The organism is Amycolatopsis sp. lyj-108 (assembly GCF_046549005.1).
Taxonomy (GTDB): Bacteria; Actinomycetota; Actinomycetes; order Mycobacteriales; family Pseudonocardiaceae; genus Amycolatopsis.
Window position 1 is genome coordinate 359073 of the sequence record NZ_JAJPWQ010000008.1, and the last position, 20664, is coordinate 379736.

Below are 20664 nucleotides of genomic sequence, written 5' to 3' on the forward strand. Positions count from 1 at the left end.
ATGGTCCGCGTGACCACGACAACTCCCGGCGTCCGGCTGTTGCCGAACGCCATCACGGTGCTCGCCCTGTGCGCCGGTCTGTCGTCGGTGCAGTTCGCGCTGATCGGCAACTACCCGATGGCGATCGCGTCGATCGGGATCGCCGCGGTGCTCGACAGTCTCGACGGCCGGATCGCGCGGCTGCTGGACGCGACGTCGAAGATGGGGCAGGAGCTCGACTCGCTGTCCGACGGCATCTCGTTCGGTGTCGCGCCCGCGCTGGTGCTGTACGTCTGGCACGCCGAGGGCGAACGGATCGGCTGGGTGGCGTCGCTGATCTTCGCGGTCTGCATGATCCTGCGGCTGGCGCGGTTCAACACGCTGATCGAGGACACCGAGCAGCCGCCGTACGCGGGCGAGTTCTTCGTCGGTGTGCCCGCGCCCGCCGGCGGTCTGCTGGCGATGCTGCCGCTGATCCTGGAGCTGCAGTTCGGGCAGGGCTGGTGGTCGCACCAGTACATGGTGTGGGTGTGGACGATCGCCGTGGCCGCGCTGCTGATCAGCCGGATCCCGACGCTTTCGCTGAAGACGGTGAAGGCGCCGCCGAAGGCGATCGCGCCGCTGCTGGTCGGGGTGGGCCTGCTGGCCGCCGCGATCATCCAGTTCCCGCTGGTGGCGCTGGCGATCGCGCTGATCCTGTACCTGGCGCACATCCCGTACTCGGTGTACCGGTACCGCTGGCTCGCGCAGCATCCCGAAGCGTGGATGGCGCCGCCGAGGGAACGGCGCGCGATCCGGCGCTCTTCGAGCCGCCGCCGTCTTGGCCTGCGCCGCCCGCCGCTGCGGCGGGTGGTGGCAGGCGCCGCCCAGCGCGTCCGGCTCCAGCGAGGCGAACAGCACGTCGCCCGCACTCCGCGCACCATCAGCACCGACAAGGACCGAGACAACGGCCGCGGCCCACGGCGCCGCTCGTGGCGCCGGATCGGCCTCCGGAAGCGCTGACCCGCGCCACCCCAGCCCCCCGCCCGTCCCTGGGGGACGGCCCCGCGCCCAGCGTATCGGTGCCCACTGACGGGGCCGGGGGAAACGGGGGTCGGAGGCGGGAGTTGTCCACAAGCGGGTGAGCCTGTGGACAACCGGGGGCGACTGCGGCTGCTCGTCCGTTTCGTGTGTCGCGAAAGCCACTTTCGAGACGCCTGGGGTCGCGAAAGTGGCTTTCGCGACACACCGGGCACAAGCCAAGGCTCAGCGCACCGAAGCGCGCAGCCCGCCGATCACCAGGTCCAGCTGGAACTCGAAATCCCGCAGGCAGTCGCCTTCCATCAGCGACGGCAGCGCCCGGTGCAGCGAAGGCAGCCCGTCCGCCGTCACCGATCGCTGGAACCACGCCACCACTGGCTCGGCCCGTTCCAGTTCGGTCGCCTCCGGAGCGGCGCCGGAGAGTCCCACCGTTTCGGTCAGCACGGCGCCGAACACCAGCCCGATGAGCGACCGGTAGCCCCGCGCCGCGCCACGTTCGTCGAATCCGGCGTCCAGCAGTGCCGAGAACATCGCGTCGATGAACTTCAACGCGCCCGCCGAACGCGGGTTCGCCGCGTCGGTCGCCAGTGCCCGGACCACCACCGGATGCCGCGAGAAGGCCGTGTACAGACCATGGGTGAGCGCCCGCAGCCGCTCGTCCCAAGGCCCGGCTCCTGGCAGCGGCACACTTTCGAAGACACGCGCGGTCAGCCCGTCGAGCAGATCACCCTTGTTGGCCACGTGGTTGTAGAGCGACATCGCTTCCACGCCGACGTCGGCGGCGAGTTTCCGCATCGACAATCCGGCCAATCCGTGTTCGCCCGCCAGCCGCAACGCGGCGTCGAGCACCTTCTCCCTGCTCAGCGCCATGTGTCCCAGTTTACCGGCACCCCCTTACGCCGTAAGTACTTACCTCGTATGCTTACGTCGTAAGTCACCTGGAGGGATGTCATGGACACCGAAACGCTGCTCACCACCACCCGCTCGGTCCGCCGCAAGCTCGACCTCGACCGGCCGGTCGAGGAGGGACTTCTCGAAGACTGCGTCCGCATCGCGCAGCAGGCGCCCGCCGCGGGGATGCTGCTCGACTCCCAGCGGTGGGTGATTGTTCGCGACCCGGAGCTGCGGGCCGAGGTCGCGAACATCGTCCGCGCCGAGGCGATTCCGACCATCGCGAAGTACGGCCACCTGACGAGCGACGCCATCATGCGGTCGGCTCGGCACCTCGTCGACAACCTCGGGCGCGTCCCGGCGCTCGCCATCCCCTGCATGATCGGCCGCCCGCCGTCGGATCCCGTCATCCAGAACGGCTACTACGGCTCGGTGTACCCGGCGATCTGGAGCTTCCAGCTCGCGCTGCGGTCGAAGGGGCTCGGCAGTTCGATGTGCGCGTACCACCTGCCCGCGCGCGAGGCCGAGGTCGCGGAGCTGCTCGGGATCCCCGGCGACGTCGCGCAGATCAGCCTGCTCGCCGTCGCCCACACCACCCAGCGCGACTTCTCCCCGGCCGTCCGGCGACCCGCCGGGGAGATCCTGTCCTTCGACCGCTGGGGGCCCGCCGCGTAGATAGGGTGGCGGGGTGAGCGCACCCCAGATCACGCTGACCGTCCGGCACACCCCGTCCGCCCTGGACTCCCGCCGCGGCGTCGTCCGGCTGCACCCCGAAGTCCTCGACGCGCTCGGCCTGATGGCCTGGGACGCCGTCCGCGTCACCGGCGCCCGCGTCAGCTCGGCGCTGGCCGCCCCGTCGGACGCGGAGGGCATCCCGGGCGTGATCCTCCTCGACGACGTCACGATGTCGAACCTCGGCGTGACCGAGGGGGCGGAAGTGGTCGTCGCGCCGGCGGAGGTGTCGGCCGCGAAGACGGTCACCGTGTCGGGTTCGAGGATGGCGAGCGTCTCGCTCTCCCCGCACACCCTGAGGCTCGCCCTGATCGGCAAGGTCCTGACCATCGGCGACGCCGTTTCCCTGCTCCCCCAAGACCTCGCGCCCGCACCGGGCTCCGACGTCTCCGCGGTCCGCGGCCAGCTTTCCCGCGCCATCGGCATGACGTGGACGAACGAACTGCTCACCGTCACCGCCACCGAACCGCCGGGACCGGTCGCCGTCGGACCGTCCACTGTGGTCAGCTGGCGTGACGGCGCCCGCACTGGCGAGGCCGCGCCCGCCGCCGTCCCGGCCCGCGCCGGGACGACGCTGGTGCGCAGCACGCCCTCCACGCCACACGAGGACTTCATCGACGCCGAGATCGTCGAAGACGAGCGGGTCGACGAAGTGGCCGAGGAGTCCGTGCCTCCCCTGTCGGATCTCGCCGGCTCCGAATCGGCCGCGCGCAAGCTCGCCGAATGGTTCGACCTGGCCTTCCACCGTCCGGAGCTGCTGGCGAAGCTCGGGACGTCGGCGCATCTCGGGGTCCTGCTGTCCGGGCCGGAAGGCGTCGGGAAGGCGACGCTGGTCCGCGCCGTGGCGCAGGCCGAGAAGGTACGGGTGGTGTCGATCGCGGCGCCGAACATCGCCGTCCTCGATCCGAACGTGGCCGCCGCTCGGCTGCGTGAGGCGATCGAACAGGCCACCCACGACGAAGACCCCGCCGTCCTGCTGATCACCGACATCGACGCGCTGCTGCCCGCGTCCCAGCCGCCGCCGCTCGCGACGATCGTCCTCGACGACCTGCGTAAAGCCTTGCGCAGCAAGGGTTTCGCGGTCATCGCCACCACGGGACGGGCCGAGTCGGCCGATCCCCGGCTGCGCGCCGCGGACCTGCTCGACCGCGAACTCGGCCTGCCGCTCCCGGACTCGAAAACCCGCACGGAACTCCTTCGTGTGCTGCTGCGCGAAGCCCCGCTGGAGTCCGGCGTCGACGTCGGCCCGATCGCCGAGCGCACACCCGGTTTCGTGGCCGCGGATCTCATCGCGCTCCGCCGCGACGCCGCCCTCCGAGCCGCGCTGCGGCAGCGTGACGCCGACGAACCACGGATCTCCCAGCAGGACCTGCTCGACGCGCTGACCACCGTCCGCCCCATCTCGATGTCCACTTCGGACAATCTGGCCACCGGCGGACTGACGCTCGACGACGTCGGCAACATGACGGACGTCAAGCAGTCGCTCACCGAGGCGGTGCTGTGGCCGCTGCGCTACCCGGACTCGTTCGCCCGCCTCGGCGTCGATCCGCCGCGCGGCGTGCTCCTGTACGGCCCGCCGGGCGGTGGCAAGACGTTCCTGGTCCGTGCGCTCGCGGGCACCGGCGCGCTGAACGTCTTCGCGGTCAAGGGCGCCGAACTGATGGACAAATGGGTCGGCGAGTCCGAGCGTGCGGTGCGGGAACTCTTCCGCCGCGCCGCCGAGGCCGCGCCGTCCCTGATCTTCCTCGACGAGATCGACGCGCTCGCCCCGCGTCGCGGCCAGTCCTCGGATTCGGGCGTGTCGGACCGGGTCGTCGCGGCCCTGCTGACCGAATTGGACGGTGTCGAGCCGATGCGCGAGGTCGTCGTCCTCGGTGCGACGAACCGGCCGGAACTGGTCGACCCCGCACTGCTGCGGCCGGGACGGTTGGAGCGCCGCGTCTACGTCCCGCCGCCGGACGCCCACGCGCGCGAGGCGATCCTGGCCGCCAGCGCCAAGAACACGCCGCTCGCGTCCGATGTGGACCTCGCCGCGTACGCGGCCACTTTGGACGGTTACTCGGCGGCGGACTGCGCGGCACTGATCAGGGAGGCCGCGCTGACCGCGATGCGCGAGTCGCTGGAGGCCAAGGAGGTCACCGCCACGCATCTGACGAAGGCGGCCGAGGCCGTCCGGCCGTCGCTCGACCCGGCACAGCTCGCGGCGCTGGAGGCCTACGCGCGGAACCAGGCCTGAGCACGGAAAGGGCCCTCTTCCTCGCGAGGAAGAGGGCCCTTTCCGTAGCTGCTAGGTGCCGTCTTTGTCGTTGGTCTTGTAATCCTTGGTGAGGATGACGATCACGCCAGGGCCGATGTTCTCGATCTCCTTGAACCTGGGCTCGGCGCGGAAACCGAACTCCAGCGCCAGCGCCTTCGCGGCCGCTTCCTCGTCGGTACCCGGCCGGAAGTAGGCCACGGTCTCGGGGAGCCTGCCCGGATAGCCCTTGACCTCGGAGACGTTCCAGCCGGAAGCGCGGAAGTCCTTCGCGGCCTGCTCGCCGAGCCCCTGGATCGTGCTGTTGTTGTAGACCCGCACGGTCACCCACTTGTGGGACGCCTGCTGATCGCCACCGGGCTGCCCAGGACCGGGCTGACCCGGCTGACCGGGCTGACTCGCCGGCGGGGCGGAACTCGCGGGCGCGCTCGACGGCGGCGCCGACGAGGCGGGCGGTGTGCTGGCCGGAGGCGACCCCGGCGCCGGCGACGAAGGCTGCGTCGCACCGTCCGAAGACTCTGCCGTCGTGGGCGTGGTGCCGGGCGGCGTGGCGGTGTCCGAGTCACCGCCGCCGCTGGTCAGGGTGATTCCGCCGATCACGGCGGCGATCACGGCGACACCCACCAAGGCCAGTCCGGCGGCCTTCATCGGCCGGGACAGCCCCGAAAACAGACTCATGAGAGATCGATCCCCAGTCGCCGGGCCGCGCGATTGCGCTGCCGGGCCGCTCGCGTCTTTCGCAGGCGCTTCACCAGCATCGGGTCGGCCTGCATGGCTTCGGTCTTCTCGAGCAGCCGGTTCAGCAACTGGTAATAGCGCGTCGACGACATAGAGAAGCGTTCGCGGATGGCCTGTTCCTTCGCGCCGGCGTATTTCCACCACTGACGTTCGAACGCGAGCATGTCGAGCTCGCGCTCGCTGAGGCCGTTCACGGTCTCCGACGGGGACGGCTGGTCGGGCTCGGCCATCGACTCCGCGGCGTCCATCCGACTCCTCGCAATCAGGTCAGTGCTCGGCGGCGTGAAACCACAGGCTTGTCATTCCGCGGCGCCATTAGACCACGGAACCGGCGCCCGGCCTCGGTATCGGCGTCGGCGCGTCATGGGTAAGGGTGTACCAGAAGGGTCCGACTAAACTGCGCGCGTGACCGTCCATCCCATCGTGATCGCCGGCGAGCCAGTGCTGCACAACCCGACTCGGGAGATCACCGAGTTCGACGACAAGCTGCGCACCCTCGTCGACGACATGTTCGAGACCATGTACGCCGCCGAAGGGGTGGGCCTCGCGGCCAACCAGATCGGCCTCGACCTGCGCGTGTTCGTCTACGACTGCCCCGACGACGAGGGCACCCGCCACAAGGGCCTCGTGGTGAACCCGAAGCTCGAGACGTCGGAGATCCCGGAGACGATGCCGGATCCGGACGACGACTGGGAAGGCTGCCTGTCGGCGCCCGGCGAGTCGTACCCGACCGGACGCGCTTCGTGGGCGAAGGTCACCGGCTTCGACGTCGACGGTAATCCGATCGAGGTCGAAGGAACCGGCTACTTCGCGCGCTGCCTGCAGCACGAGACCGATCATCTGGACGGCTTCATCTACCTCGACCGGTTGGTCGGGCGCCACGCTCGCGCGGCGAAGAAAATGCTCAAGTCGAACAAATGGGGCGTTCCGGGCAACTCTTGGCTGCCGGAGGCACAGCCCGAATCGGCCGGCGACTGACCCTCTCGCACCTGTTCCGCGTGCCATGAAAGGTCCTTTCCTTGCAAATTTTGCAAGGAAAGGACCTTTCATGGCGTTTACGCGAGGGTCAGCAGCCCAGGAAGTGGCACCGCACCACCCGCGGCTGCTCGATCACCTTCCCCGCCTGCACCGACCACGCGAGCCGCAGGTACTGGGCGTGCGTCCAGGCCAGCGGTGTCGCGGACGCGGTCGGCGTGCCCGCCGGGAAGCCGGGCTGCCCCGAAGGCGCGTTCTCGTCCCAGACCTGCTCCGGCATCGTGTCCCCGGAGCTGCTGACGCGCCCTAGGTCGCGAAGGCGCTTCGCGGCCGTACCGCGGTCACCGGCGGCGAGGTCGTACTCGCCGCGTTCACCCGCGAGCAGCGGCCACAGTCGCCCGAAAGTGGTCCGGCTTTCCGCCGGGAACGTGTAGTCCCACGGTGCCCCGTCGGCCTTCTCGCCGTAGCCGTCCTTCGTGTACCGGTGCCAGAACTGACCCGTCGGGGTGGTGAAGGCGATGTCGGCGTCGGTGACCTTGACGCTGTTCCTGATCACCGGATCGTCGGCGCGGTAGATGCCCAGCCTCACCAGTTCGAGGAAACCGGCGTCGGTCACGGCACGCTGGTCCATGGTCACGCTGGAATTGCCGAGGTTGTACTTCGTGCCGTTGTTCGCGTTGCCGTCCTTTGTCAGCCGGACGAAGTACGGGTCCTTCGACAGCGGGCCGTTCGTGGTCACCGTCCATTGGGCGAGCTTCGCCTTGAACGCGTCAGCGGTGTCGAGGTAGCGCTTCGCGTCGGCGGCGGCGCCGTTCGCCTTGGCGATGTCGGCCGCGCAGACCAGTCCGGCGATCACCGCGGCGATCGTCGAAGGCGAGTAGCCGTCCTGTTCTTCCCAGCGTTCCTGCTGGCTGTACGGCGACGCGTGCCCGTTGTCCGCCTTGTAGGACAACAGGAATTCCGCCGCCTTGCGCACACCCTGCCAGGTCTTGGCGTCGGTGCGGCCGAGCTGCTGGGCGAGCACGATCGGCAGTGCGGTCTCGTCGAGCTGGATGGAGGTCCAGTACGGCGTGCCGTCGACGTGGCTGTTCTGCGGCAGATGCCCGTCCGGCAGCTGCTGCGTGCCGAACATGTAGTCGATCGACCGGTTGGCGGCGTCGCGGTCGCCGGCGGCGAGCAGGCCGGTCGCGATCTGGTAGAGGTCGCGTGGCCAGACCAGGTGATAGGTGCCCGACGGCGACCATTCCGGGTCGTTGTTCCCGAACCGCCACGGCATACTCGGCGACGCGATGAGCGCCCCCTGGTGGATCTTGTCCTCGCTCGCCGCGAGCATGAGCACGGACGCCTGGTAGAGGTCCCGTTCCTGCTTGGTCTTGAGCGACGACGGCGCGTCCTTCACCTGGCGGAGGTAGTGCTTCCAGCCGCGGTCGTACGCGCGGGCGGCGTCGGCGAATCCGCGCCGTAGCGAGGCTTTCGCGGTGGCGAGTGCGTCGGAGTCCTTCGCACCCATGCCGAGCGAAAGCGTGAAGTCCCGTGAGCGGACACCGTCGGCGGCCGTCTGCCCGGTGATCAGCACGTTGCCCTTGGCCGCGGTCGCGTAATCCTTGAGCGCGAAGGACTTCGTCAGCTGCGTGATGCCGTCGGAGGAACCCGCGTAACCGACGGAAGTGCGCGAGAACGCCGGTTCCGCGGTCAGCGCGGCAGCGGTCTTCACGTCGGACGCGACCGCGTTCACCCCATCGGTGCGTGCGGAGTCGTCGGATCCTTCGTTCGTGAGATCGGGATCCGCGACCGCGTACACCTGGTACGGACGGCCGGTCAGCGAAACGAAGTCGACGTCGATCAGCACACTCGTGCGCGCCGGGTCGGTGACATAGGTCTTGCGGAGCTTCCAACGACGCTGGTCGTCGGTGATGGTCTGTTCGTAGGTGAGGCCATCGGTGCGGCGCACCTGCTGCGCCTTGGCCGAGGAATCGACCGTCGCGAAGCTCGTCCCGTCGGTGACGACGAGGTCGAGCGCGCGGACGCTCGGCGTGGACAGATCCGGGTAGTAGACCTCGGAGAGCCGTCCACCTTGAAGCGTGAACCAGACGTTGCTCGCGCGTTCGCGGGCGGTGCCGAAGCCGGTCTTGTCCGCCGGGAGCCAGCTCGGATGGGCGCCGGGCGCACCGGGCGCCTCACCGCCCTGTGCCGCGGCCACCGCCGGGACCAGCCCCGCGACCAGCACGCCTGCCAGTGCCGGGAGCATGAGTTTTCGCATATCCACCCCAGACTTCTGTAACGGTGCAGAACCTCCGGGATTCTGTCGTGAATCCCCCGCGAGCACATGCTCCAAACCGGTGAACCGCTAACGCTGTCGACATGTCGATCACGCAAGTAGGCGACTGGTTGCGGTACAAGTAGGCGACTGGTTGCGGTAGAGGCCCCCGCATGGACCGCAACCAGTCACCGACTTGCGGCTTCGGAGTGACCGATCCCCCGGAGGGTTGATTGTCCGAGCCCCGGCGTGGCATGGTCGGGGCACAACCAAACAACGCGGGAGCTCGCGCCATGGCGGGCTGAGAGGGCGGCTGGAGTCTTTTTTCTGGAAGACCCGGCGCCGCCGACCGCATGAACCTGACCGGGTAATGCCGGCGTAGGGAGTGAACGTCGTTGACGACGCTTGACAGTGCCTTTGAAAAGGGTGCCCAGGGCATCACGCCGACCGTGACCACCGGGCCGATCACCGGTTCCCGCAAGATCTACCACCAGACGGAATCCGGTCTCCGGGTCCCCGCGCGGCGGATCGACCTTTCGAACGGCGAGCATTTCGACGTTTACGACACCTCCGGCCCGTACACCGACGACGACGCGCAGATCGATGTCCACAGTGGACTCCATCGATTGCGTGCCGGCTGGGCCGACGGTCGTGAGCACAACACCCAGCTCGGCTGGGCGAAACAGGGTGTCATCACCCGCGAGATGGAGTACGTCGCGGCCCGCGAGCGCTGCTCGCCGGAATTCGTGCGGGACGAGGTCGCGCGCGGCCGTGCGGTGATCCCCGCCAACCGCAAGCATCCGGAGACCGAGCCGATGATCATCGGCAAGAAGTTCCTGGTGAAGATCAACGCCAACATGGGCAACTCGGCCGTCTGGTCCTCCGTGGAGGAAGAGGTCGACAAGATGGTGTGGGCCACCCGCTGGGGCGCCGACACGATCATGGACCTCTCCACCGGCAAGCGGATCCACGAGACACGCGAGTGGATCGTCCGCAACTCGCCGGTGCCGGTCGGCACCGTGCCGATCTACCAGGCGCTGGAAAAGGTCAACGGGGAGCCGGAAAAGCTGTCGTGGGAGGTCTACCGCGACACCATCATCGAACAGTGCGAGCAGGGCGTCGACTACGTCACCGTGCACGCCGGGGTGCTGCTGCGCTACATCCCGCTGACCGCGCGCCGGGTGACCGGCATCGTCTCGCGCGGCGGCTCGATCATGGCGGCCTGGTGCCTCGCGCACCACAAGGAATCGTTCCTGTACACCAATTTCGCCGAACTCTGCGAGATCCTGCGCGAGTACGACGTCACGTTCTCCCTCGGTGACGGCCTGCGGCCCGGCTCGATCGCCGACGCCAACGACCGCGCACAGTTCGCCGAACTGGAGACACTGGGCGAGCTCACGCACATCGCCCGCGAACACGACGTCCAGGTGATGATCGAGGGCCCCGGCCACGTGCCGATGCACAAGATCAAGGAGAACGTCGAACTCGAGGAGAAGCTGACCGGCGAGGCGCCGTTCTACACCCTCGGCCCGCTCGCGACCGACATCGCGCCGGCGTACGACCACATCACCTCGGCCATCGGCGCGGCGCAGATCGGCTGGTACGGCACGGCGATGCTCTGCTACGTCACGCCGAAGGAGCACCTCGGCCTGCCGAACCGCGACGACGTCAAGACCGGCGTCATCACCTACAAGATCGCCGCGCACGCCGCCGACCTCGCCAAGGGGCACCAGTACGCGCAGGAGTGGGACGACGAGCTTTCCAAGGCCCGTTTCGAATTCCGCTGGAACGACCAGTTCAATCTGTCACTGGACCCGGACACCGCCCGCGCGTACCACGACGAGACGCTCCCCGCGGAACCGGCGAAGACGGCGCACTTCTGCTCGATGTGCGGGCCGAAGTTCTGCTCGATGCGCATCACCCAGGACATCCGCAAGTACGCCGATGAACACGGACTGTCCACTGTGGAGGCCATCGAGGCAGGCATGGCGGAGAAGTCGAACGAGTTCGCCGAGCAGGGCAACAAGGTGTACCTGCCGGTGGTCAATCAGTGACAGCCACACCCAGGACCGCCCTCACCATCGCCGGATCGGATTCCGGTGGTGGTGCGGGCATCCAGGCCGACCTGCGTACCTTCTTCGCCAACGGGGTGCACGGGATGGTCGCGCTCACCGCGGTCACCGTGCAGAACTCGCTGGGCGTGCAGGGTTTCAGCGAGATCCCGGTCGACGTCGTGACCGGGCAGATCAAGGCCGTCGCCACGGACATGGGCGTGGACGCGGCGAAGACCGGCATGCTCGCGACCGCCGAGATCATCAACGCCGTCGCGAAGACACTCGACGAGGTCCACATCGGACGCTCGTCGAACACGCCGTTCGTCGTGGACCCGGTCGCCGCTTCGATGACCGGGCACGCGTTGCTGCGCGAGGAGGCGCTGGAGGCGATCCGCACCGAGCTTTTCCCGCGGGCCACGCTGATCACGCCGAACCTGGACGAGGTGCGGCTGCTGACCGGCGTTTCCGTGACCGGGCCGTCGACTCAGCGTGAGGCAGCGGAGGCGTTGCTGGAGTTCGGTTCCGAGTGGGTTCTGGTGAAGGGCGGGCATCTCGACGCTGCTCAGGACTGTGTGGATCTCTTGTCCGACGGCGAATCCTGGGTGGAGCTGAGCGGGCCTCGCTTCGACACGTGGAATACGCACGGCGGCGGGGACACGATGGCTTCGGCGATCACGTCTTCGCTGGCGAAGGGGGCGGACGTGCCGACGGCCGTCGCCGAGGGGAAGCAGTTCATCGAGCGGTGTGTGGCGGAGTCGTATCCGCTGGGGGCCGGGGTGGGTCCGGTTTCACCCTTCTGGCGGCTCAGCGACGCTTGAGGCGTGCAATGAAAGGTCCTTTCCTTGCAAAATTTGCAAGGAAAGGACCTTTCATTGCACGCGTTACCGGATCGTGACGCGAGGAGCGTCCACGGCCCAGTACCAGTTGTTCCCCGCCGCATAAAGCCGCCAAGTCAGCTTCACCGAACGAGCCCCCGCGGGCACCTTGACCGAAGCCGCCGTCGGCACCGAAAGCACGTCGCCACCCTTGTTCGCCGTACCGGATTCCGGCCCGTAGGCCAGCACGTTCTGCTCCGGGCCACCGTCGAACGACGCCGTCAGCGCACCCCGCTGCGTCCCGTCCTGCCGGTAGTGCGACACGAACGAGACGTCCACAGTGGACTTCCCGGAAACGTCAGCCGAAGGCGAGACCAGAGAAGAGTCGAAGGTCCCGCGCGAAGAAGGCGAACCCTTGTCGTCCCACTCGTCCGGATCCGCGACCGCGAAGACGCCCCGCGCCCGCGCGTTCGCCTCGCGCTGCTGGCCGGGGGCGGTGCGCGTCCAGAAGTCATCGGTCGTGAAGGACCAGCCCTGCCACTCCGTCACGCCGGCGGGCATGCCGGAAGCGTTGCGCACGGTCCAGCCGCCCGGCGCGTCGTGCGTCCAGCCGAGTACTCCCGCCGGGACACCGGTTTCGTCCTGCCGTGCCTTCAAAACGGCCGTGTCGAAGACGTCCGAGGGCGCGGCGCCGAGCGCGTAGCCGTCGTAAACCGCCGGAGCCACCACGCCGAGGTGCCGCAACACCGTGGGCGCGATGTCGACGATCTTCGGTGCCACGGCGGGGGTTCCGGCCGGGACCGCGCCACCGGCGGCGATCACGAACGTCATCCGTTCCTCGGGGGTGTCGCCGCCGTGCCCGCCCGAGGGCGTGTGGCCGTGGTCCGACGAGATCATGATCAGCCAGTCCTCGTTCGCGCGGTTCGCGCGCGCGTCGACGGCGGCGAGCAGGCGGCCGATCAGGGCGTCGTCGGTGCGCAGGCTGGCTTCGTACTGCGGGGAGTCCGCGCCGTGGTCGTGGCCCGCGATGTCCGTCTGTCCGAAGTAGACGAACGAGGCGTCGGCCTTGTCCTGCTTGAGGTGTTTCTCCGCGTCGACGGCGACCTGTTCGTCGGTCTTCTCGTAGCCGTCGCTGTCGCCGTTCTGGACGAATTTGCGGTCCTGGCCGGTACGCAGGATCCGGTCGCTGATCGGCGTCCAGTCGACGGCCGCGTAGGTGTCGAGCGCCGGGTTCGCGGTTTCGGCGCGGGCGAGCCAGCTCGGATGCGAGGCGAGGTCGTTGCCGGTGAAGGAGTTGTCCTTCACCTTGTGCTTGTCCGGCCAGACACCGGTGAGGATCGTGGACCAGCCGGGACCGCTGACCGTCGGCGCCATCCCGCTGCCGTACAGCGAACTGCGCGAGGCGTAGCCGCGCTCCACCAACGCGTGGACGTTCGGCGTATCGGCGGCCATCAGCTTGTCGAACCGGGCCCCGTCCAGGCCGATGACCAGCACCTTCGGCGTCTTGGCCGCGGCGGTGGCCACGCCGGAGGTCAATCCGGCGACGGCCACCAGTGCCGACAGGAGGGAAAGCGTTCTGCGCACGAAAGCCTCCAGATAACTTGTACGAACCAATTGTTCGTCAAGTTAGTGCGCCGAACTGTCTTCTCGATGAAGTCCGCGTGCCCCCGCGAAGGACTTCAGCCGACGGGCTCCATCACCCGCGAGTCGTACTCCTTGCGCGAGTCGAGGATCCCGTCGAAGTTGGCGACCGACCATTCGCTGACCGCCATGAGCAGCGTGCCCGCGCTCGACCCGCGCTCGGTCAGCGCGTACTCGACGGTCGGCGGCGTGGTCGGGAAGACAGTGCGCGTGACCAGACCGTCGCGTTCGAAGGCGCGCAGGTTCTGCGTCAGCATCTTCTGGCTGATCCCGCCGACGGCGCGGCGCAGTTCGCCGAACCGGTGGGGCCGCCGTGACAGCGCGCCGAGCACCAGCGCGGTCCACTTGTTGGCGAGCAGATCGAGGACGTCTCGGCACGGGCAGTTCCGCAGGTAGATGTCCCACGGCGATTCCGGCACTTCACAGGTGGTTTCCATCAGGTACCTAGTTTACCTATAAGTGCCTTCTAGCGAAAAGTGACCATGCGGCCGAACATGGAGGGCACCAACAACGGAGGAGCTTTCGATGCGCGTCGTGACCCAGCAGCGGCTTGGTGGCCCGGAAGTGCTGGAGGTGACCGAAACCGATCGGCCGTCCCCCGGCCCGACGGAGGTGCTCGTGCGCGTGCGAGCGGCCGGGATCAACCCGGTCGACTGGAAGACCCGGGCGTATGGCGTCTTCATGGGCGAGCCGCCGTTCGTCCTCGGCTGGGACGTGTCCGGGGTGGTGGAAGAACTCGGCGTCGGCACGACGCGGTTCGCCGTCGGCGACGAGGTCCTCGGTTTCCCGTGGTTCCCCCGGCAGGCCGGTGGCTACGGCGAATACGTGACGGCCCCCGCCCGCCAGTTCGTGCGCAAACCCGCGAACCTCACCCACGAGGACGCCGCCGGGCTGCCGCTGGCCGGGCTCACCGCCTGGCAGGGTCTCGTGGACATCGCCGACGTCCGGCCGGGACAGCGGGTGCTGATCGACGCCGCCGCGGGCGGGGTCGGACACCTCGCCGTGCAAGTGGCGAAGGCGCGCGGCGCGTACGTCCTGGGCACGGCGAGCGCCGGGAAGCACGACTTCCTCCGCGAGCTCGGTGTCGACGAGCCGATCGACTACCGCGACGAAACGGCGACGGCGGCCGACGTGGACGTCGTGTTCGGGCTGGTCGGCGAGCAGAGCGACCTGCGCTGGCTGGACGCGGTGAAACCGGGCGGCCTGATCGTCGCGGTCCCGGGCGGCGTGAGCGAAGCTGTCGCCGCGAAGGCCGAGAAGCTGGGCGTGCGGACGTCGGGGATGCTCGCCGAACCCGACGAGATCGGCCTGCTGGCCCTGACCGATCTGATCGAGAAGGGTGAATTGCGTGTCCACGTCGACCAGACTTTCCCACTCGAAGACGTCGCGAAGGCGCACGAAGTCGGCGAAGGCGGCAGGGTGACCGGGAAGCTCGTCCTGACCCTCTGAGATCGCGCGTGGAAAATGGACCCCATGAGCGAGAACCCGAGCCCGCCGTCGGCGCTGACCATCGCGGGGTCCGATTCCGGCGGTGCCGCCGGCCTTCAGGCGGATCTGCGCACGTTCCTCACCTGTGGCGTGCACGGTCTGGTCGCGGTCACCGCCGTGACCGTCCAGAACACCCTCGGCGTGCACGACCGCACCGACATCCCGGCGCATGTCGTCGCGGGCCAGATCGAGGCCGTCGCGGCCGACATGGGCGTGAACGCGGCCAAGACCGGCATGCTCGCTTCGGCCGAGATCATCCACGCCGTCGCCGCGGCATGCGACAAGGCCGAGATCGGCCGCGACGCCAAGGTGCCGTTCGTGGTCGACCCGGTCGCGGCGTCGATGCACGGCCATCCGCTGTTCGACGAGGCCGGGCTGGTCGCGCTGCGGGACGAGCTCCTGCCGCGCGCGACCGTCCTCACGCCGAACCTCGACGAGGTCCGCCTGCTGACCGGGATGACCGTGACCACCCGCGAGCAGATGCACCAGGCGGCCGTCGTCCTGCACCGGCTCGGGCCGAAGTACGTGCTCGTGAAGAGCGGCCATCTCGTCTCCGACCCGGAATGCGTCGACGTGCTCTTCGACGGCTCGACGTTCGTCGAACTGCCGGGCGAGCGGTTCGCGACGCAGCACACGCACGGCGCCGGGGACACCATGGCGTCGGCGCTGACGGCCGGTCTCGCGAAGGGGATGTCCGTCGTGGAGGCCGCCCGCTACGGCAAGTGGTTCGTTTCACACGCGGTCGAAAACGCCTACCCGATGGGCGCGAAGGTCGGTCCGGTTTCCGCGTTTTGGCGGCTTGCGCCGGAGCACTGAGCACCCGTCCGGTTACCATCTGCGCCGTGACCGGACGCGAAACGGTGGCCAGGGTCGTCGAAGACCGCCGCTTCCAGCACTTCATCATCGCGGTGATCGTCTTCAACGCCGTCACCCTCGGCCTGGAGACCTCCACGAGAATGCTCGCGGAGTACGGGAGCCTGCTGCACACGGTCGACTACATCGCGCTCGGGATCTTCGTCCTCGAACTGGGCGCGAAGCTCTACACCTATCGCGCGAAGTTCTTCCGCGACCCGTGGAACATCTTCGACCTGGTCGTCGTCGGTATCGCGGTGATCCCCACGACCGGCCCGTTCGCGGTGCTGCGGGCGTTGCGGGTCCTGCGGGTGCTGCGGCTGATCTCGGTCGTGCCGTCGATGCGGAAGGTCGTCACCGGCCTGCTCGCGGCGATCCCCGGCATGGCGTCGATCGCCGCACTCCTCGCGCTGATCATCTTCGTCGCGGGCGTGATGGCGACGAAACTGTTCGGCGCGATCTCACCGGAGAACTTCGGCGATCTCGGCACCTCGCTGTTCACGCTGTTCCAGGTGATGACCGGCGAGGCCTGGCCGGACATCGCCAAGGAGGTCATGAAGGAAGCACCCATGGCGTGGGTGTTCTTCGTGGTCTACATCCTCGTGTCCAGCTTCGCGGTGCTGAACCTCTTCATCGCCGTCGTGGTCAGCGGGATGGAGGACGAGCTTCGCCAGGACATCCGCGAGGAAGAGGCGAAGCAGGCCGAGACACAGGCTGTGGCGAACAAGGAAATCCTCGACGAGCTCCGCGCCCTTCGCGCCGAAGTCGCGGAGCTCAGCGCTCTTCGTCCGCGATGAGCGCTTCGAGCGCCGGAAGGGCCGCTGCCAAGGCCGCCTGATGCTCCGGGGTCAGCCGTTCGAGGCGTTTGCCCAGCTCGTTCACCCGAGTCGACCGGACACCGGAAACCAGCCTCTCGCCTTCTTCGGTGGCCTCCGCGAGCCAGGCGCGCCTGTCGATCGGGTCCGATTCACGGCTGACGTAGCCCGCTTCGACCAGCGAAGCGACGATCCTCGACATGGTGGCCGCGGCGACGCCCTCCTTCGCCGCGAGATCACCCAGGCGGAGCTGGCCGTAGTTCACGAGCGTGGCGAGCGCCGAGATCGCGCCGTGGCCGGGTCCTGGCACGCCCGCCTGGCGAAGAGACCGGGACAACCGGCCGACCGCCAGGAACAACCTGCCCGAAACGTCCTGGACCGCTGACGTGGTCACCACTGGCTCCTCTGGGTACACGGCGGCGGGCGCCTCCGGAAAGTGCCGTCAACCATACGGGCATCCGGAGCGCACTCGCTGTCAAGGCCGTGAACCGTACAAAAGGGTTATCGAGGCGGGCTCGAAGCGTGCGCCCAGAACCGCTGGGGAATCCGTCCCGCACCGGCGGCGAGCCGTCCGGCGGTGACCGCGGCCCGCATCGCCGACGCCATCCGTTCCGGGTCCGCGGCCCTGGTCACGGCGGTGGAAAGCAGGACGGCGTCGCAGCCGAGCTCCATCGCCAGCGTCGCGTCGGAAGCCGTGCCGATACCGGCGTCGAGGATCACCGGGACTCCCGCGCGCGCCACGATCAGCTCGATGTTGTGCGGGTTCCGGATGCCGAGACCGGTGCCGATGGGCGCGCCGAGTGGCATCACGGCCGCGCAGCCCGCCTCCTCCAGCCGCAGCGCCAGAACCGGATCGTCGTTGGTGTACGCCAGCACGGTGAAGCCCTCCGCGGAGAGCTGTTCGGCCGCTTCGACGGTCTCGAACGGGTCGGGCAGCAGCGTGCGGTCGTCGGCGTGGACCTCCAGCTTGATGAGGTCGGTTTCGAGTGCTTCGCGGGCGAGCTGGGCGGTGAGGACCGCTTCGGCGGCCGTCCGGCACCCGGCGGTGTTGGGCAACAGCCGGATGCCGAGCCGCCGAAGCAGTTCTAGGACGCCGGAGCCGCCTTCGGCGTCGGCTTTCCGCATCGCGACGGTGGTCAGTTCCGTCCCGGACGCCACCAGCGCGCGTTCCAGGACGGCGAGGTTCGACGTGCCGCCGGTGCCGATGATCAACCGCGACGAGAGCTTGTGCTCGCCGATGACGAGGGCGTCACCATTCATGTCAGCCTCCTTGCACAGCGGTGAGGATGTCGACGCTGGCGCCCTTGCGCACCACCGCTTCCGGCCATTCGCCGCGCCGGACGACGACGCCGTCCACCGCGACCGCGACACCTTTCGTCGCCGTGCCCAGTGCCTCCAGTACGCCTTCGACGGTGGTCCCGTCGGGGAATTCGCGCCACTGGCCGTTGACCTGGATCTCCATCACACCCGCTCCTCGCTTCGCCGTGACGGCGTTGCCGCCGCGACCTCGTCCGGCAACGGCACGCCGTCCAGCCAGGCGACCGCGGCGTCCGCGGTGACCGGGGCCATCAGGAGACCGTTGCGATGGTGACCTGTCGCGGCGAAGACGCCTTCGCCCAGCTCACCGATGAAAGGCATCGTGTCGACGCTCGCCGCGCGAAGCCCGGCGGCGGTCTCGACGAGTTCGTACTCGGTGATGCCGGGGAAGACGCGCTCCGCGCCTTCGAGCAGCTCACGAACACCCCGGACGGTGACGGTCTCGTCGAAACCCGCCTCGTACTGGGTCGCGCCGAGGACGAGCTGGCCGTCGTCACGCGGGACGAGGTAGATCGGGCGGCCCTCGACCATCGCGCGGACGGTCCTCTTCGGTGGCGGCAGGCAGCCCCGCCGCGGCCGCAGGCGGAGGATCTCGCCCTTCAGCGGGCGGACGGCGCCGGCGAGCGCGGGGTGCAGGCGTCCGGTCCAGGCGCCCGCGGCGAGGACGACGTCGCCGTTGAGGGCTTCGAGATCCGTGACCGTTTCGTGGCGGAACTCGACGCCGTGCCTGCCGCAGGCATGTGTGAGAGCGTGAAGCAGCCTTCTGTTGTCCACGGCCAGATCGCCGGGCACCAGCAGTCCACTTCGGACGGACCCGGCGAGACCGGGTTCGGCGCGGCGGGCCTCGCGGCCGGTCAGCTGCTCGGCCTCGCGGCCGAGTTCGGTGAGGTACGCGGCGAGCATCTCGAGGTTGCCCGCGTCGGCGCTGTCCAGCGCGACGACGAGCGTGCCGTGCGGCGAAAGGCCCGGGTCGATGCCCTCTTCGGCCAGGTCACGGGCGAAATCCGGCCAGCGCCGAAGCGACGCTTCACCGAGTGTGAGGACGTCCTCTTCGCCGGGCCAGGCCTCCGTGACCGGCGCGAGCATCCCGCCCGCGAGCCACGACGCGCCGCGCCCCGGCTCGGGGTCGTACACGGTGACGCGATGGCCGCGCGCGGACGCGCGCCAAGCGACCGAGAGGCCGATGACCCCGCCGCCGACAACCGAAAGTTCTCTCATGAACGCACGCTCCCTGCGCCGGCATGACCCGGATCAGGTTCCACGGTCGGAGCGGTCTCGGCTCCCTCTCAGCCCGTCCTCGGGCTCCCGTGCGGACCACCCCACCGTAGCGCGCGGGTACCGTCCCCGCCATGCCCACCCTGTCTGGTTCGCTGATCCGCGCCCGGCTCGCGGACGCCCGCCTGTACCTCTGCACCGACGCCCGGTCCGGCCGCGGCGATCTCGCCGAATTCGCCGACGCGGCGTTGGCGGGCGGCGTCGACATCATCCAGCTGAGGGACAAGACCGGCGGCGCCCCGATCGAGGCGAAACACGAGATCGCCGCGCTGGAAGTGCTGGCGGAGGCGTGCGAGAAGCACGACAAGCTGCTGGCGGTGAACGACCGCGCGGACGTCGCGCTCGCCGTCGGCGCGCACGTGCTGCACCTCGGCCAGGACGACATCCCGGTGTCGCTCGCCCGCCGGGTCCTCGGCGACGACGTGGTGATCGGCCGGTCCACCCATTCGGCCGAACAGGCCGAGGCCGCGGCCGAGGAACCCGGCGTGGACTACTTCTGCACCGGCCCTTGCTGGCCGACCCCGACGAAGCCCGGCCGGTCCGCCCCGGGGCTCGACCTGGTGCGCTCCACCGCGCGCCTGGGGACGTCGCGACCGTGGTTCGCGATCGGCGGGATCGACGCCGACCGGCTGCCCGAGGTGCTGGACGCCGGCGCGTCGCGGATCGTCGTCGTCCGGGCGATCACCGAGGCCGAAGACCCGAAAGCGGCCGCCCGCACGCTTCGCTCCGCCCTCTCCTGACGCAATTCGGCACCAGGTTGCGGTAGTCGGGGATGCGAACTACCGCAACCAGGTGCCGAATTGCGGGAGGGATCAGGGCGCGGGGGTGTTCGAAGCGGGGGCCGAGGGCGTCGTCGGGGGCGCCTGCGAGGTCGAAGGCGCCGTGGACGGCGTCGTCGGCGGCGCCTGAGTGGTCGTCGGAGCCGTCGGTGTCGTGGACGGCGTCGGCGTGGTCGGCGGTGTCGTCTCAGGCTGCTTGCCCGGCGTTTCCGAAGGCGAGGTCGCCGGCGGGGTGTCGTGCTTGTCCTGGCGTTTCTGCGCCTGCCCGCCGCCGATGATCTTCCCTATGGTCGTCCCGGTGCCGCCGCCGAAGGTCTTGCCGGTCGCCCCCTCGAAGCCGGTGATGGCGACGAGCGCCACCGCGAACGCCGCCACGCTGACCCCGGCGATCACCGCCCAGCGCGGCTTGAACTTCCGCCCCGACGGTTCCTCTTCGTCCTCGGACGGCTTCAACCGGACGGTTTCCTGCTCGCCGGGGTCGAGCACCCGGCGCCGTCCCGGCACGGTCAGCACCACACGCGCCTTCAGCGCCGCGTCCTTCGTCCGCTGAAGCGAACGCAGGTACAGCTCGCCGCCGAGCGTGGTGATCACACTCGCCAGCCCGGCACCCGCCACCGTTCCGGCGACGCCGAGCGTGGAACCCAGCAGTGCCGCGGTGATCGCGGCCATCGCGGCCGCGGTCACCTGGACGATCCGGCCCTGCTTTTCCGTCTTTTCGGTTTTCTCGGTGTCCTTCTCGGAAGTCTCCTTGGTCATGATCCCGTTCTGCAGCTAGTCGATCC

The 20664-nt window shown here is 69.1% G+C and carries 21 protein-coding genes and 2 riboswitches; of the genes, 10 read left to right on the plus strand and 11 right to left on the minus strand.

The features are described 5' to 3' along the window. On the plus strand, nucleotides 1-981 hold the full coding sequence (gene pssA, locus ACLJO0_RS28645) for a CDP-diacylglycerol--serine O-phosphatidyltransferase (protein WP_125791343.1): 981 nt from the start codon (nucleotides 1-3) through the stop codon (nucleotides 979-981). Between the two features lie 243 nt (nucleotides 982-1224). Here pssA and ACLJO0_RS28650 read toward each other — a convergent pair whose 3' ends face one another. Then, nucleotides 1225-1869 carry a TetR/AcrR family transcriptional regulator C-terminal domain-containing protein gene (locus ACLJO0_RS28650; RefSeq protein ID WP_410581684.1) on the minus strand — a complete coding sequence of 215 codons (645 nt, stop codon included), beginning with the start codon at nucleotides 1867-1869 and terminating at the stop codon, nucleotides 1225-1227. 81 nt (nucleotides 1870-1950) lie between these two features. On the opposite strand from ACLJO0_RS28650, the gene ACLJO0_RS28655 reads away from it, so the two are divergent. Next, on the plus strand, nucleotides 1951-2565 hold the full coding sequence (locus ACLJO0_RS28655) for a nitroreductase family protein (RefSeq protein WP_410581685.1): 615 nt from the start codon (nucleotides 1951-1953) through the stop codon (nucleotides 2563-2565). A gap of 13 nt (nucleotides 2566-2578) precedes the next feature. Further along, nucleotides 2579-4858 (plus strand): AAA family ATPase, encoded by a 2280-nt coding sequence (locus ACLJO0_RS28660; protein ID WP_410581687.1) that lies wholly within the window; start codon nucleotides 2579-2581, stop codon nucleotides 4856-4858. Nucleotides 4859-4909: 51 nt separating this feature from the next. Here ACLJO0_RS28660 and ACLJO0_RS28665 read toward each other — a convergent pair whose 3' ends face one another. Both ACLJO0_RS28665 and ACLJO0_RS28670 read right to left on the minus strand, forming a co-directional pair. Continuing rightward, nucleotides 4910-5554, minus strand: coding sequence for a LytR C-terminal domain-containing protein (locus ACLJO0_RS28665; protein ID WP_410581688.1), 645 nt, complete (start codon nucleotides 5552-5554; stop codon nucleotides 4910-4912). Next, nucleotides 5551-5862: a DUF3263 domain-containing protein gene (locus ACLJO0_RS28670; protein ID WP_005160574.1), complete on the minus strand. Its 312-nt coding sequence runs from the start codon at nucleotides 5860-5862 to the stop codon at nucleotides 5551-5553. Before ACLJO0_RS28670 ends, ACLJO0_RS28665 begins: the two co-directional genes overlap by 4 nt. 157 nt (nucleotides 5863-6019) lie before the next feature. Here ACLJO0_RS28670 and ACLJO0_RS28675 point away from each other — a divergent pair, with 157 nt between their 5' ends. Continuing rightward, nucleotides 6020-6592: a peptide deformylase gene (locus tag ACLJO0_RS28675; RefSeq protein WP_125791338.1), complete on the plus strand. Its 573-nt coding sequence runs from the start codon at nucleotides 6020-6022 to the stop codon at nucleotides 6590-6592. 88 nt (nucleotides 6593-6680) lie between these two features. Here the strand turns inward: ACLJO0_RS28675 and ACLJO0_RS28680 are convergent, their stop codons facing one another. Next, nucleotides 6681-8849, minus strand: coding sequence for a glycoside hydrolase family 15 protein (locus tag ACLJO0_RS28680; protein ID WP_410581814.1), 2169 nt, complete (start codon nucleotides 8847-8849; stop codon nucleotides 6681-6683). Nucleotides 8850-9114: 265 nt separating this feature from the next. Next, a riboswitch (TPP riboswitch) is annotated at nucleotides 9115-9248 on the plus strand. Here ACLJO0_RS28680 and thiC point away from each other — a divergent pair. Next, the gene (thiC, locus tag ACLJO0_RS28685; protein ID WP_396559777.1) at nucleotides 9242-10900 is read left to right on the plus strand and encodes a phosphomethylpyrimidine synthase ThiC; all 1659 of its coding nucleotides are present in this window, start codon (nucleotides 9242-9244) and stop codon (nucleotides 10898-10900) included. Its footprint overlaps the riboswitch before it by 7 nt. Next, a complete protein-coding gene (gene thiD, locus ACLJO0_RS28690; protein WP_410581691.1) occupies nucleotides 10897-11718 on the plus strand; it encodes a bifunctional hydroxymethylpyrimidine kinase/phosphomethylpyrimidine kinase in 822 nt (273 codons plus the stop codon). Before thiC ends, thiD (ACLJO0_RS28690) begins: the two co-directional genes overlap by 4 nt. Before the next feature lie 63 nt (nucleotides 11719-11781). Here thiD (ACLJO0_RS28690) and ACLJO0_RS28695 read toward each other — a convergent pair whose 3' ends face one another. Together ACLJO0_RS28695 and ACLJO0_RS28700 are read right to left on the minus strand one after the other, a co-directional pair. Continuing rightward, on the minus strand, nucleotides 11782-13299 hold the full coding sequence (locus ACLJO0_RS28695) for an alkaline phosphatase family protein (RefSeq protein WP_410581692.1): 1518 nt from the start codon (nucleotides 13297-13299) through the stop codon (nucleotides 11782-11784). A gap of 95 nt (nucleotides 13300-13394) precedes the next feature. Further along, nucleotides 13395-13793, minus strand: a complete 399-nt coding sequence (locus tag ACLJO0_RS28700) for a winged helix-turn-helix transcriptional regulator (RefSeq protein ID WP_410581694.1) — start codon at nucleotides 13791-13793, stop codon at nucleotides 13395-13397. A gap of 88 nt (nucleotides 13794-13881) precedes the next feature. On the opposite strand from ACLJO0_RS28700, the gene ACLJO0_RS28705 reads away from it, so the two are divergent. The 3 genes from ACLJO0_RS28705 to ACLJO0_RS28715 are packed head-to-tail and all read left to right on the plus strand — an operon-like array spanning nucleotide 13882 to nucleotide 16493. Then, entirely contained in the window at nucleotides 13882-14805 is a 924-nt protein-coding gene (locus tag ACLJO0_RS28705; RefSeq protein WP_410581695.1) for an NADP-dependent oxidoreductase, read from the plus strand. A gap of 24 nt (nucleotides 14806-14829) precedes the next feature. Next, nucleotides 14830-15660 carry a bifunctional hydroxymethylpyrimidine kinase/phosphomethylpyrimidine kinase gene (thiD, locus tag ACLJO0_RS28710; RefSeq protein WP_410581697.1) on the plus strand — a complete coding sequence of 277 codons (831 nt, stop codon included), beginning with the start codon at nucleotides 14830-14832 and terminating at the stop codon, nucleotides 15658-15660. 26 nt (nucleotides 15661-15686) lie between these two features. Continuing rightward, the gene (locus tag ACLJO0_RS28715) at nucleotides 15687-16493 is read left to right on the plus strand and encodes an ion transporter (RefSeq protein ID WP_410581699.1); all 807 of its coding nucleotides are present in this window, start codon (nucleotides 15687-15689) and stop codon (nucleotides 16491-16493) included. Here ACLJO0_RS28715 and ACLJO0_RS28720 read toward each other — a convergent pair. The 4 genes from ACLJO0_RS28720 to thiO all read right to left on the minus strand — a co-directional run bounded on the left by ACLJO0_RS28720 (nucleotide 16471) and on the right by thiO (nucleotide 19046). Then, a complete protein-coding gene (locus ACLJO0_RS28720; RefSeq protein ID WP_125782174.1) occupies nucleotides 16471-16905 on the minus strand; it encodes a MarR family winged helix-turn-helix transcriptional regulator in 435 nt (144 codons plus the stop codon). The two genes, ACLJO0_RS28715 and ACLJO0_RS28720, sit on opposite strands and share 23 nt — an antisense overlap. A 107-nt stretch (nucleotides 16906-17012) precedes the next feature. Continuing rightward, nucleotides 17013-17771: a thiazole synthase gene (locus ACLJO0_RS28725; RefSeq protein WP_410581700.1), complete on the minus strand. Its 759-nt coding sequence runs from the start codon at nucleotides 17769-17771 to the stop codon at nucleotides 17013-17015. A gap of 1 nt (nucleotide 17772) precedes the next feature. Continuing rightward, nucleotides 17773-17973 (minus strand): sulfur carrier protein ThiS, encoded by a 201-nt coding sequence (thiS, locus tag ACLJO0_RS28730; protein WP_005160548.1) that lies wholly within the window; start codon nucleotides 17971-17973, stop codon nucleotides 17773-17775. Further along, nucleotides 17973-19046 (minus strand): glycine oxidase ThiO, encoded by a 1074-nt coding sequence (gene thiO, locus ACLJO0_RS28735; RefSeq protein ID WP_410581701.1) that lies wholly within the window; start codon nucleotides 19044-19046, stop codon nucleotides 17973-17975. Before thiO ends, thiS begins: the two co-directional genes overlap by 1 nt. Then, nucleotides 19040-19147: riboswitch (TPP riboswitch) on the minus strand. (Overlaps the previous gene by 7 nt.) 30 nt (nucleotides 19148-19177) lie before the next feature. Between thiO and thiE the strand changes: the two genes are divergently transcribed. Beyond that, entirely contained in the window at nucleotides 19178-19843 is a 666-nt protein-coding gene (gene thiE / locus ACLJO0_RS28740) for a thiamine phosphate synthase (RefSeq protein ID WP_410581702.1), read from the plus strand. A gap of 72 nt (nucleotides 19844-19915) precedes the next feature. Here the strand turns inward: thiE and ACLJO0_RS28745 are convergent, their stop codons facing one another. Next, nucleotides 19916-20638, minus strand: a complete 723-nt coding sequence (locus ACLJO0_RS28745) for a hypothetical protein (RefSeq protein WP_410581703.1) — start codon at nucleotides 20636-20638, stop codon at nucleotides 19916-19918. Nucleotides 20639-20664 lie beyond the last annotated feature (26 nt).